Source organism: Acidovorax sp. GW458-11-26-14-TSB4 (assembly GCF_059423865.1).
This window is the reverse complement of sequence record NZ_JBWKYR010000016.1, coordinates 120103-131901: the sequence shown is the minus strand read 5'-3', so window position 1 is coordinate 131901 and position 11799 is coordinate 120103. Positions and strand designations below refer to the sequence as shown.

Genomic DNA, 11799 nt, shown 5'->3' with positions numbered 1-11799 from the left:
GTTCTGCGGCACCACCCCAGATCCGAGCATCGCAGGTTGCCCGCAGCGAAGCGAAGGGACGCAGACAGCGGGGCGCTATTTCTTTGCCTACTTTCTTTTTGCGCAAAAAGAAAGTAGGTGCGCCGCCGGGCGCACATCCCGGCCTCCGCCCTTCAACAAAGCACGCCCCATCAGAGCGAAGCGACAACCCCAATCACGCAATCAGAATTCATAAGTAGCCGAAAGCCAAAGACGCCGCCCATCCTGGCCGCGTATCCGCAGTTCCCGGATCCCGGAAGCGCTCACTGCGGTACTCCACACGCAGCCACACATTCCACTGCCGTGAAGGTTCCCAGTTCAGCCGCGCATTGAGCGCATGCTCGGGCGTGTCCATCAGCGGCTTGCCCACATTCGGCCCGCTCTTTTGCTCGCTCTTCGTGTACGTGCAGTTGGCCGTGGCCGACCAGGCCTTGGTGATCGGAATGCGGGTGCTCAGTTCAAGCCCGCGCGTCACGGCCTCGTCCACATTGATGGACTGGCCAAACGCACCCACGCACGGTTGCAACGCGCATCCACGCACGCATGCGCCGCCCTCAGTACACATCGCGCCGGTAGCGCCCGCTGCGCACCAGCTCGGCCATGGGCAGGGGCCCCAACAGGCCGGTGAGGGCCATGTCCACGCCCTGCGCCATGCCCTGCAGGCTGCCGCAGACGTAGATGGCCGCCCCCTGCTCCTCGACCCAGGCCCGCACGCTGGCGGCCTGCGCCTGCAACAGGTCCTGTACATAGACCTTGTGGGCCGGGTCGTCGCGCGAGAAAGCCAGGTCCAGCCGCGTGAGCAAGCCAGCCGCCTGCCAGGCGGTGAGCTCGTCGCGAAAGAGGAAATCGTGCGCAGCGTTGCGCTCGCCAAACAGCAGCCAGTTGGGCCCTGCCCCGGCCAATGCACGCGCGCGCAGGTGACTGCGCAGGCCGGCGATGCCCGTGCCATTGCCCACCAGGATCAGCGGTCGCGCAGCGTTGTCTTCGAGCCGGAAATTGCGGTGCGCGCGCAGGCGCATCGGCACTGCGTGGCCCACCTGCGCGCCCTCGGTCAGCCAGTGCGATGCCAGGCCTGGCATGCCATCCTCGCGCATGGCCTGGCGCACCACCAGGTGCACGCGCCCATCGCTGGCGAGCGAGGCGATCGAATACTCGCGCGGGTGCTCCATGTCGCCGGGCACGCACACCTGCACCAGGTCGCCCGACTCCCATGCAGCCGCCGCGCCAGCGGGCGGTGCCAACTCCACCAGGTGCACGGGAGCCCCCTCGCTGCCGGGGTTCAGGTGACTGCGTGCAGCCAGGGTCCATGGGTCGAACGCGGGCGCCTCCCACGCGGGCAGCTCGCTCAGGCTCGACACCTGCGCCAACTGGTGCTGCCAGGCCGTGAGAGCCGCAGGCGCACCGTTGTCCATCTCCACGCGCTCGAACAGCGGCGTGGCGCCACGCGCACGCAGCCATGCGTCGAGCTGGCGGCCAAAGCCGCAGAAGTGGGCGTACTGGCGGTCGCCCAGCGCCAGCAGGCCGTACTGCAGTTGCGACAGGTCCGGCGCAGCGCCTTCATCGCCCGCGCCCATGCACGCCTCCTGGAAGGCCGCGGCATTGTCGGGCGCATCGCCCTCGCCATAGGTGCTGGCGAGGAACAAGGCGCGCCGGCCTCTGGCGAGCAGGCTCGCATCGAGCTTGTCGAGCGCACACAGGTGCACGGGCTCGCCCGCCGTGTGAAGCAGGCGCGCGGTCTCGCGCGCCAACTCTTCGGCCTGCCCGGTCTGGCTGGCGTACACCACCAACAGCGGCTGCACGCCTTCGCGTGCCGATGCCAGGACCTGCGCCTGCGCGGCCTGCGCCCGGTGCCTGCGCCGCTCGCGCAGCCAGATGGCGGCGCACATGGCGGCGTACAACAGCACCAGGGCGGCGGCAGCGGCCAGCCGCATCGCGGGATCGGAAACGTTCATGAAAATTCAGGAAAGCGCGCGCTGAATGCCGGGCTTGCGGTCCACACGGCGCCCTTGGCACTGCGTTCGCACAGCAGTGCCGCCACGCCTTGCTGCGTGGCAAAAACCAGGCCGTCGACCGGCCCCAGCACCGTGAGCACCGTGGCCAGCGCATCGGCATGCATGCATTCCGCGTGCAGCACAGTCACGCTGGCCAGCGCATGCGCCACCGGCTCGCCGGTGCGCGGATCGATGGTGTGCGAATAGCGCCGGCCGCCATGGTCAAAGGCATGCCAGTGGTCGCCCGAGGTGGCGATGGCCATGCCCTGCAGGGGCACTGCCCGGGCCGGGCCAGCAGCCTCGCCTGCCACGGCCACGCGCCAGGGCTGGCCACCAGGGCGTGTGCCGCTGGCGCGCAATTCACCGCCCACCTCGACCAGAAAATCGGTCCAGCCCTGCGCCTGCAGCGCCTGCACCACCAGGTCCACCGAGTAGCCCTTGGCAATGCCCGACAGGTCCAGCTGCAAGCCACCAGGCTGCAGTACTTGAAGGGCCTCGTCGCGGAGCACCAGGCCGGCATCGGGCGAGCGCAGGGCCTTCAACTCAGGTGCCAGAGGCATCGCCTGCGGCGCGGCGTGGTCCGCATGCGGGTCAGGCCGGGGGCCAAAGCCCCAGCGGTCCACCAGCACCCCCACACCCACGTCGAATGCCCCGCCGCTGGCCTGCGCCCAGTGGCGCGCGGCCTGCAGCACCGCAAAGAATTCGGGCGACAGCGTGTGCCAACTGCCCGCTGGCGCTCGGTTGAAGCGCGAGACCTCCGATTCCGGCTCCCAGTTGCTCATCTGCCGCACGACCAGCGCCAGCGCGGCTTCGACGGCCGCCCGCACGGGCGCCAGCGGTGCGAACAGCGGATTGCACAGGCGCACCGACCAGGTGGTGCCCATGGCCTCGCCCGCCAGGGTCTGCAAGGCCGGGGAGTCGGCTGCGCGCACAGGTGCATGCGGGGCGGCATGGCCAAACCCGCCGCACGACACCCGGGCTGAAAGGGGCGCAGCGCCAGCCGCTGCGCGCCCGAACCCGGCTCCGTAGTGCACCTTCATCCGCAAGACCTCAAGCCAGGCTCAAGGCAGAACTTCCAGCGTGCCGACGTACGACAGGCGGCGCTCCTTGGCCTGGGGGATGGAGGTCTTCTCGTCCTTGGCGTCGGCATCCACCCAGTACATGCCGGCAGCAGGCCAGGTCACGCTGAACTCGCCCTTGGCATCGGTCGTGGCCTTGATCTCGCCGATCTTGTCGCGGTAGCGCGTGGCGCCCGCCACCAGCACCACTTCGAGGTTGGCCGCAGGCTTGCCGTCCACGTGGAAGGCGAAGGTGGCCTTCTCGCCCTTGACGAGGTCGTTGGGGTGCGTCACGGGCACCAGCTCCAGGCCCTGGCCCGTGGGCTTGATGGCGCTGGGCTTGCCCACCGTCACAAAGGTCTCGATGCGGCCTGCGGACTGCGTGACCTTGAGGTCCTGCGCGTCGGCCGGCACTTCGGCCGCAAACTTCTCGGCCGTGCCACGCCAGCGCTTGTTCTGGCCGGCCTTGTCCTTGTAGGTGGCGTTCAGGCCGCTGCTGACCACAGCCAGGTGGTAAGTGCCGGTCTGCGCGAGGTTCAGGTCGAACACGCTGCGCAGCTTGCCGCGGTGCGCGTTCTCGGGCTTGATGGACGAACCATCGGGTGCCACCACCACGAGGTTGTCCAGGCCCAGCGGGAAGTGGTTGAAGAAGAACAGGTCGTTGGACACGGCGGCGTCCACGGTGATCCACTCGGCCTTGGAGAGCACGGTGGTCGATGGCAGCAGCCACACGTTGTGGGCCTGGGCCGAGAAGGCGCCGCACAGCAGGGCGATGCAGGTGGCGATACGGGTCTTGATTTGCATGGAAAGTCTCCGGCTATGGGGTGTTGGTGTCAAGGCTTGAGGTCCAGGGTGACCTCACCCAGCTCGCTGCTGCCCTTGGCACTGAGCTGCTGGGCCTTGGCGGCCGGCCAGGTGAAAGGAATCGTCACCAGCTCGCGGCCGCCGACCTCGCGCGAGGCCTCCACCACCAGCTTGTAGCTGCCGGCGGGCAGCGCGGCCAGTTGCTTGGTACCTTCGTTGAAGGCCACCTGGTGCTTGCCCACGGGGCGCGTGGGGCTGGTCACTCCGTCGATGGGCACCGTGAGCTCACGGCCCGTGCGGCGCCACCACTGGCGCAGGTCCTTGAGCCACTTGGCGCCCTCGTCGTTCTTCATCTTTACGTCGTACCAGACGGCCAGGGTGGAGGCCACCGTGTTGTCGGCACGCTCGACCCACATCGCCACGTAGGGGCGGTGGTACTCGGCCACGTCCAGGCGCGGGATCTCCACGCCCACGCCCAGGCCGGCCGCGAACGCCGGGGCACCCAGGCAGGCGCCCAGCGCCATGCTGTAGCGCAGGTGCAAATGCTTCGTCACAGGCATTTTTCGTTTCTTTCGGTTCAGTGGATAAACAGGAGCGCCAGCACCACCGGGATCACCAGGCCCATGCCCACCATGGGCCAGGTGAAGGGGCGGTTGCCCGCATGCATCTTGAGGATGAACAGCCCGGTGACCGTGAACACCAGGCAGGCGGCGGCGAAGATGTCGATGAACCAGCTCCAGGCGGCGCCGGTGTTGCGGCCCTTGTGCAGGTCGTTGAGGTAGGAGATCCAGCCGCGGTCAGTGCGCTCGTACTCGGCCTCGCCGTCGGCCAGGTTCACGCGCAGCCAGGCATCGCCGCCGGGGCGCGGCAGCGAGACGTAGATCTCATCGGCCGACCATTCGGCCTCGCGCCCCGCCGCGTCCACCGACCATTGGGTGCGCGCCCAGTCCAGCAGCGCAGCGGGCAGCGGCCCGCGGTCTTTGGCGGGGCGCGGCGCCGCCTTGATCGCCGCCAGCAGCGCATCGGGCACGCTGGCCTGCTGGCTCACCACCTTGGGCTTGGCCTCGATCTGACCCGCATGGTTGAGCGTGAAACCGGTCACCGCGAACAGCAGCATGCCGATGAGGCACATGGCCGAGCTGACCCAATGCCATTCGTGCAGCGTCTTGAGCCAGTAAGACCGGCGCCGGTTGTCCTGTGGTTTGTTCATGCCTGGAGGGGAGTGCGCGGGGAACCTTGCAGCAAGAAGGCCGGTGCGCCGGATGCGAAGCCGACATTCTAGTTTCAGAGAATGACAACCATTTGCATTTGCCAAATCTTTACCTTGGGGGCCACAAGGAAATGGCAGCCATGCGGCCAGCCGATGGGCCGCGGAAGGTGGCAAAGATAAAATAAGAATGGTTATCATTCCTAAAATTTTGATGGGCGCTCGCGCCGTCTCCCGCACTCCCATGCTCCAGCCCCACGCGCTGACCGATCTCTATGTACAGCACCACGGCTGGCTGCGGGGCTGGCTGCAGCGCCGGCTGGGCCATGCGGGCGATGCGGCCGACTTCGCGCAGGACACCTACCTGCGCGTGATCGAGTCGCGCACGGCGCTGGCCGAGATCCGCGAGCCGCGCGCCTTCCTGACCACCGTGGCCAAACGCGTGGTGGCCAACCACCTGCGCCACCGCGAGATCGAGCGCGCCTACCTCGAAACGCTGGCCCACATGCCACAGTCCCTGGCACCCTCGCCCGAGGACCGCGCCATCGTGCTCGAGACGCTGCTGGAAATCGACGCCATCCTCAACGGTCTGCCGCCCAAGGTGCGCACCGCCTTCCTCTGGGCGCAGCTCGACGGTATGCCCTATGCCGAGATCGCCGAGCGCATGGGTGTGTCGCTCAGTTCGGTCAAGCAGTACATGGCGCGGGCCATCCGGCATTGCTATTTCCCTGGCGGTGGCGCATGACCGTTCATCCGCCACCCGGCACCGCTCTACCCGCCCCCGTGGTCGATGCCGCGGTGGAATGGCTGGTGCACCTGTGGTCAGGCACGGCCACGGTCGAAAGCCGCGCCGACTGGCAGCGCTGGCGCGCCGCCCATCCGCAGCACGAGCAGGCCTGGCAGCACATCGAGGCCACCAATGCGCGCCTGCGCGGCCACAGCGCCACCGGCATGCTCACCGCCGCAACGGCAGTGAGCACCTTGGCCAGCCCCGCATCGCCCCGCCGCCGCCATGCCTTGCGCGGCATCGGCGGCCTCGCCATCGGAGGCGCTGCGGCCTGGATGGGCTACGAACAACTGCCCTGGCGCGGCTGGGGGGCCGACCTGCGCACCGCCAAGGGCGGGCAGCGCAGCACCACCCTGCCCGACGGCACCCGCATCGTTCTCAACACCGGCAGCGCATTGGACATCCGCTACACCGACGGGCTGCGCCGCCTGCTCCTGCGCGAAGGCGAGGTGCTCGTCACCACGGCGCACGACCCTGCCGCAATGCCCCGCCCCTTCGTGGTGGACACACCGTCTGGGCGCATCCGCGCGCTGGGCACCCGCTTCACGGTGCGGCACGACGGCGGCAGCGCCAGCAACACCAGCGAAGTGGCGGTCTACGAAGGCGCGGTGGAGCTGAGCCCCGCGCGCCAACCCGGCGCCACCGTGCGCGTCGATGCCGGCCAATCGGCCCGGCTCACGCCCGCTGCGGCCACCGCCCCCGCTGCCCACACCGCAGAGCCGGCCTGGGCCGAAGGTGTGCTGGTGGCCTCCGACACGCGCCTGTCGGACTTCGTGGCCGAGCTGCGGCGCTACCGCAGCGGCATGGTCAGCGTGGCGCCCGAGGTGGCGCACCTGCGGCTGTCGGGTGTCTTCCCGCTGGCAGACACGGACCGGATATTGCACTCGCTGGCCCAGGTGCTGCCTGTCGAGGTGCGTATGCCGGTGCGCTGCTGGGTGCGCATCGGCCCCTTGAATGGGTCTTGAACGGGCGCGGCTGAAACGGTTCTCGATTTTTTTGCGCCAGGGTCTGTACCTTTTGCGCGCTCGCGTGACAAGGAAGGGAACACGCCGATCCCATCCCTTCCTACCTCCTTCACCGACCACCATGCCCACCGCTTCCCGGCGCTCCGCGCGCCCCACAACGTGCCCTGCCCCCGTTTCGCCCTGCGCCCCCACGGCCGCATTCACCGCAGCGCTGGCCAGCGCCCTCTTCGCGGGGCTGGGCACCACGGCCAGCGCGCCTGCGCATGCCCAGGCGCCAGCCGCGCACGCAGTCCGCCCCACCACTACCGCTTACAGCATCCCCGCCGGCCCGCTCGAGCCCGCGCTGACGGCCTTTGCCAAAACCTCGGGCGTGCTGCTGGCCTACACGCCCGACCTGGTGCAGGGCCGCAGCAGCCCCGGCCTGCAGGGCAACCACGCACCACCCCAGGCCCTGTCGGCCTTGCTGGCGGGCACGGGCCTGCTGGCCGTGGTGGCCGACAACGGCACCTATACGCTGCGGCGCGCTCCGGCACCGGGCACGGCACCCGGTGCGGCAGCGCCGGCCGGCAGCGTCACCCTGTCGGAAGTGCGGGTGACGGCCGAGGCACCGCGCAACGATGCCACCACCGAGGGCACGGGCAGCTACACCGCACGCGGCCCCAGCAGCACGGCCACGGGGCTCGGCCTCTCGCTGCGCGAGACTCCGCAGTCCGTCAGCGTGATGACACGCCAGCGCATGGACGACTTCAAGCTCGAAACACTGACCGACGTGATGGAGCAGACCCCCGGCATCAGCACCTACCGCCAGGGCAATGCCACCGATTTCCAGGCGCGCGGCTCCAGCGTCAACCTGCAGACCGATGGCGTGCGCCAGCTCACCAGCGGCTGGTACTACTTCACCAGCACCCTGTATGCACTGGACGACATGGCCGAGATCGACCGCATCGAGGTGCTCAAGGGCTCCTCGGGCCTGGTCAACGGCTACGGCAGCGCAGGCGCCACCGTGAACCTGGTGCGCAAGCGCCCCACCGCCGAATTCCAGGCGCATGCGGGCGCCAGCGTGGGCAGTTGGAACACCCTGCGCAGCGACGTGGATGTGAGCGGCCCGCTCAACGCCAGCGGCAGTCTGCGCGGGCGCATCGTGGCCTCGGTGTCGGACGCAGACTCCTTCCGCGACCGTGAAAAGAGCAATAGCCAGATGCTGTTCGGCGCGCTGGAGGCCGACATCGGGCCACAGACCACGGCCAACCTTGGCTTCACCTACCGCCGGCGCGAGCTGCGCGGCATGGGCAGCACCCAGCCCATCCAGCGCACCACCAGCACCGGCGAGGCCGTGGCCTGGCTGCCGCGCTCGTTCAACCCCGGCGCGCCCTGGGCCGGCTACGACCAGGATGCGCTCAATGTCTTCGGCAGCGTGGAGCACCGCTTTGCCGGCGACTGGTCGGCCAGGCTGCAGTTCTCGCACCAGAGCGTGCAGATGGACGACATGCTGCTCGGCTACCTGTACGACCGCAGCAGTGTCGCCACCGCGCCCTACCAGGACATCGAGAACCGCAACTGGACCGTGAACCTCGACGTGAAGGGCCCCCTCGAACTCTTTGGCCGCAAGCATGAGTTGCTGATGGGCGCAGGCACCGCGCGCTATCGCGGCGAGATGCAGACCAGCAACAGCGTGCGCACTCAGCTCACCAGCCTGGGACTGGCCTACGCCGATGGCGGCGCGCAGATCCCCACACCCGACTGGAGCCGCTACACCTATGGCGCCAACCTGTTCTCGCGCAAGCAGCACTACGCCTATGCGGCAGGGCGCTTTCACCTGGCCGACCCGCTCAGTCTGATCACCGGAGTACGCGTGACCGACTACGCGCAGCGCGACACCACGCCCTTCTGGTGGAACTACGACCTCAAGGAGCACGGCGTGGTGACGCCCTACGCCGGCCTGGTACTCGACGTACACCCCAACGTCTCGCTGTATGGCAGCTACACCAACATCTTTGAGGCACAGAGCGGCCAGGACGAGCAAGGCCGTGTGCTGCCGCCCGAGAAGGGCGTGACCTATGAGATCGGCGCCAAGGGGGAGTTCTTCGACAAGCGCCTGAACGCCGCCATCAGCCACTTCTGGATGAAGACCGACAACACCGCGGAGGAAACCGGCAACCTCACGCCGTCCGGAGACATGGCCTACCGTGCCGTCACCGGTGCCACGCGGCGCGGTTGGGAGGTCGAGCTTTCCGGTGAGATCGCCAAAGGCTGGCAGGCCCAGGGCAGCTACGTGACGCAGAGCAGCAGCCTGACCAGCGCCAGCCAGCACCCCAAGCACCAGTTCAAGCTGGGCACCACCTACCGCCTGGGCGGCAGCGCGCTGCAAGGCCTGACCGTGGGCGCCGCCACCCGCTGGCAGAGCGAAACCTCCACCCGCAACGATGCCGCCACGCTGGCCCAGAAGTCTTACTGGCTGGTGGACCTGATGGCCCGCTACCAGGTCAACCGCCACCTGAGCGTGGGCGCCAACATCAACAACCTGCTGCACAAGAAGTACTTCGCAGGCGTCACCAACTTCGGCAGCCTGCACTACACCTGGGGCGCGCCGCGCAGCTTCCACCTGAACATGCGCTACAGCTTCTGAGCCCCCACCGCAGGCCGAGAAGGGCCGTGCCCTACGCGACCGCTGACGCTGCGTGCAGCGCCTGCACTTGGGCGGGCGTGTAGCCCAGGCCGGCGAGCAGCTCGGCCGTGTGCTGGCCCAGGCGTGGCGGGTCGGTGCGCACGGCCATGCGCTGGCCGTCCATGCGCAAGGGCATCAGGGTCACGCGCGCAGTTTCACCAGCACGCTCGCCATCGGGCAGCGTGATGTCGGCCAGGCCACCGGTGGCGTTCAGGTGCGGGTCGTCGAACAGCTGCTCGGGCCGCATGATGGGCGCGAACGGCAGGCCGTGGCGCTCAAAGATGGCCGACAGTTCTTCGGCCGTGTGCAGTGCCAGGCGCTGGCGCAGTTCGGGCAGCAGGGTGCCCCGGGCGCGCACGCGCTCGTTGTTGGTGGCCAGGCCGGCATCGGCCTGGAGGTCGGCATAGCCCATGGCGTCGCAGAAGGTGGCCCACTGCGCATCGCTCACGGCGGCCAGGAAGATCTGCCCGCCGTCCTTCACGCTGAACACGTCGTACACGGCCCAGGAGGAGATGCGGTCGGGCATGGGCGCGGCGGGCTGGCCCGTCACGGCGTACTGCATCATGTGCTGGCCGACCAGGAAGACGTTGTTCTCGAACAGGGCCGAATCCACCTCCTGCCCGCGCCCGGTGGCCGCACGCTGCATCAGCGCGGCCATGGCGCCGATGGCACCGAACATGCCGCCCATGATGTCGTTGACGCTGCTGCCCGCGCGCAGCGGATCCCCGGGGCGCCCCGTCATGTAGGCCAGGCCGCCCATCATCTGCACCACCTCGTCGAGCGCGGTGCGGTGCTCGTAGGGCCCGGGCAGAAAGCCCGCGTGGTTCACATACACCAGGCGCTCGTTCAGGCGCGATAGCGCCGCGTAGTCCAGCCCGTACTTGGCCATCACGCCGGGCTTGAAGTTCTGCGCCACCACGTCGGCCGACGAGGCCAGGCGGATTGCCACCTCCAGCCCCTCGCTCTTGCGCAGGTCCAGTGCAATGCTCTTCTTGTTGCGGTTGAACATGGGAAAGAACCCCGCGCCTGCGCCCAACAGGTGGCGCGTGCGGTCGCCGTCCACCGGCTCGACCTTGATGACCTCGGCCCCCAGGTCGGCCAGCACCATGCCGCAGGTAGGGCCCATGACCATGTGGGTGAACTCCACCACGCGCAGGCCGGCCAGGGGCAGGGGCGCAGTGGCACAGGCAGAGGCAGTGCCAGCGGATTCGGAAGCAGAGGGAGACGAGGAAAGATTCAGGCAAGCATTCATGGGTGAGGACGATAAACGGTTCCGACCGGGCCCGCGAGCGCTGGCCGGTGCGCGGGGGCGGCAGCCCTTGAAAACCCGGACCATCAGGAAGCGGGCGGCGTGCCCTCGGGTGCCTTGCGCGCCGCCAACGAGTACATCAGCGGCATGCGCGCCATGCCGGCGGGCATGCCCCAGCGCCGCCCACCCAGGTCCTGCATGCCCTCGAAGGCGCACCAGCCGTTCATGTACGGATACTCTTCAAGCGCCTCCAGCCGCAGGCCGGCGGCCAGCAGCGCCGCCACCACGCGGCCCACGCCCCAGGCGAATTCGTGGCTGGGGTGGGGGTTGACGAACTCTTCGGGCGCCGCCACCTCCGGCCCTTCGCGGGCCTCCAGGGTCTCGCCCACATAGTCGCCCACGCCGGCCTCGTGCACTGGCGCGTCATTGAAGTAGTCATAGCGAGGCCGCCACTGCGGGTCGAACACCAGGGCCGCCGGGTGGAACTCCACAAAGACGAAACGCCCGCCCGGGCGCAGCGCCGCCGCGATGCCGCGCGCCCAGCGCTCCAGGTCCGACAGCCAGCAAATGGTGCCGTAAGAGCTGAACACGGTGTCGAACGACCCGCCCTGCCCTCCCGGCGCCAGCAGCGCATCGAAATAATCGTACACATCCGAGCGCACGAACCCGGCGGCGACGCCGCTGGCCTCCGACAGCGCCTGGGCAAAAGTGATCGCCTCGTCAGAGATGTCCACGCCGGTCACCCGCGCGCCCAGCCGGGCAATGCCCAGGCTGTCCTGCCCCGCATTGCACTGCAGGTGCAGCACGGCCTGGCCGTGCAGGTCGCCCAGCAGCGCGACCTCTTCGGGGAACAGCGGCGAGCCGCCGGCCCGGAAAAAGGCGGCCTGGTCCCCTTTGTGGCGGTTATGGGCACGGGTGGCGGCGTTCCAGGACAGCCGGTTGGCCTCGTGCAGGTGCTTGTGTTCCATGGATTTCCTCTAGGGCTGCGCGCCCCGATGCCCGGCATGCTACCTGTTTCACCCGGCCGTGGCAGTGCCGCAACACTTCGCAAGAAA

General features: G+C 68.8%; 11 protein-coding genes. 3 read left to right on the top strand and 8 right to left on the bottom strand.

What is annotated here, in order from left to right; all coding sequences use genetic code 11:
* Nucleotides 1-208: 208 nt before the first annotated feature.
* From AC07X5_RS25200 to AC07X5_RS25175, 6 genes are read right to left on the bottom strand one after another with little or no spacing between them, the layout of a single operon-like run.
* Complete coding sequence (locus tag AC07X5_RS25200) at nucleotides 209-532, bottom strand: TonB-dependent receptor domain-containing protein (protein ID WP_494772342.1); 324 nt, start codon at nucleotides 530-532, stop codon at nucleotides 209-211.
* A gap of 40 nt (nucleotides 533-572) precedes the next feature.
* Nucleotides 573-1970: a sulfite reductase subunit alpha gene (locus AC07X5_RS25195; protein ID WP_494772341.1), complete on the bottom strand. Its 1398-nt coding sequence runs from the start codon at nucleotides 1968-1970 to the stop codon at nucleotides 573-575.
* A complete protein-coding gene (locus AC07X5_RS25190; protein WP_494772340.1) occupies nucleotides 1967-3049 on the bottom strand; it encodes an FAD:protein FMN transferase in 1083 nt (360 codons plus the stop codon). Before AC07X5_RS25190 ends, AC07X5_RS25195 begins: the two co-directional genes overlap by 4 nt.
* Nucleotides 3050-3070: 21 nt before the next feature.
* The gene (locus tag AC07X5_RS25185) at nucleotides 3071-3871 is read right to left on the bottom strand and encodes a DUF4198 domain-containing protein (protein WP_494772339.1); all 801 of its coding nucleotides are present in this window, start codon (nucleotides 3869-3871) and stop codon (nucleotides 3071-3073) included.
* A 29-nt stretch (nucleotides 3872-3900) separates the two neighbouring features.
* Nucleotides 3901-4431, bottom strand: coding sequence for a DUF2271 domain-containing protein (locus tag AC07X5_RS25180; RefSeq protein WP_494772338.1), 531 nt, complete (start codon nucleotides 4429-4431; stop codon nucleotides 3901-3903).
* A gap of 17 nt (nucleotides 4432-4448) precedes the next feature.
* A complete protein-coding gene (locus AC07X5_RS25175; protein ID WP_494772337.1) occupies nucleotides 4449-5081 on the bottom strand; it encodes a PepSY-associated TM helix domain-containing protein in 633 nt (210 codons plus the stop codon).
* 241 nt (nucleotides 5082-5322) lie between these two features.
* Here AC07X5_RS25175 and AC07X5_RS25170 point away from each other — a divergent pair, with 241 nt between their 5' ends.
* The 3 genes from AC07X5_RS25170 (at nucleotide 5323) to AC07X5_RS25160 (ending at nucleotide 9456) form a co-directional block, all read left to right on the top strand.
* Nucleotides 5323-5823 (top strand): sigma-70 family RNA polymerase sigma factor, encoded by a 501-nt coding sequence (locus AC07X5_RS25170; protein ID WP_494772336.1) that lies wholly within the window; start codon nucleotides 5323-5325, stop codon nucleotides 5821-5823.
* Entirely contained in the window at nucleotides 5820-6830 is a 1011-nt protein-coding gene (locus AC07X5_RS25165; RefSeq protein WP_494772335.1) for a FecR domain-containing protein, read from the top strand. Before AC07X5_RS25170 ends, AC07X5_RS25165 begins: the two co-directional genes overlap by 4 nt.
* A 121-nt stretch (nucleotides 6831-6951) precedes the next feature.
* Complete coding sequence (locus AC07X5_RS25160; RefSeq protein ID WP_494772334.1) at nucleotides 6952-9456, top strand: TonB-dependent siderophore receptor; 2505 nt, start codon at nucleotides 6952-6954, stop codon at nucleotides 9454-9456.
* A gap of 31 nt (nucleotides 9457-9487) precedes the next feature.
* On the opposite strand, the gene AC07X5_RS25155 is transcribed toward AC07X5_RS25160, so the two are convergent.
* On the bottom strand, nucleotides 9488-10747 hold the full coding sequence (locus AC07X5_RS25155) for a CaiB/BaiF CoA transferase family protein (protein ID WP_494772333.1): 1260 nt from the start codon (nucleotides 10745-10747) through the stop codon (nucleotides 9488-9490).
* An 83-nt stretch (nucleotides 10748-10830) separates the two neighbouring features.
* Nucleotides 10831-11712: a class I SAM-dependent methyltransferase gene (locus AC07X5_RS25150; RefSeq protein ID WP_494772332.1), complete on the bottom strand. Its 882-nt coding sequence runs from the start codon at nucleotides 11710-11712 to the stop codon at nucleotides 10831-10833.
* Nucleotides 11713-11799 lie beyond the last annotated feature (87 nt).

Coding starts and splice junctions, on each gene's coding strand:
- AC07X5_RS25160 (WP_494772334.1), top strand. CDS start 6,952: ATGCCCACCGCTTCCCGGCGCTCCGCGCGCCCCACAACGTGCCCTGCC.
- AC07X5_RS25165 (WP_494772335.1), top strand. CDS start 5,820: ATGACCGTTCATCCGCCACCCGGCACCGCTCTACCCGCCCCCGTGGTC.
- AC07X5_RS25175 (WP_494772337.1), bottom strand. CDS start 5,081: ATGAACAAACCACAGGACAACCGGCGCCGGTCTTACTGGCTCAAGACG.
- AC07X5_RS25180 (WP_494772338.1), bottom strand. CDS start 4,431: ATGCCTGTGACGAAGCATTTGCACCTGCGCTACAGCATGGCGCTGGGC.
- AC07X5_RS25155 (WP_494772333.1), bottom strand. CDS start 10,747: ATGAATGCTTGCCTGAATCTTTCCTCGTCTCCCTCTGCTTCCGAATCC.
- AC07X5_RS25195 (WP_494772341.1), bottom strand. CDS start 1,970: ATGAACGTTTCCGATCCCGCGATGCGGCTGGCCGCTGCCGCCGCCCTG.
- AC07X5_RS25185 (WP_494772339.1), bottom strand. CDS start 3,871: ATGCAAATCAAGACCCGTATCGCCACCTGCATCGCCCTGCTGTGCGGC.
- AC07X5_RS25190 (WP_494772340.1), bottom strand. CDS start 3,049: ATGAAGGTGCACTACGGAGCCGGGTTCGGGCGCGCAGCGGCTGGCGCT.
- AC07X5_RS25170 (WP_494772336.1), top strand. CDS start 5,323: ATGCTCCAGCCCCACGCGCTGACCGATCTCTATGTACAGCACCACGGC.
- AC07X5_RS25150 (WP_494772332.1), bottom strand. CDS start 11,712: ATGGAACACAAGCACCTGCACGAGGCCAACCGGCTGTCCTGGAACGCC.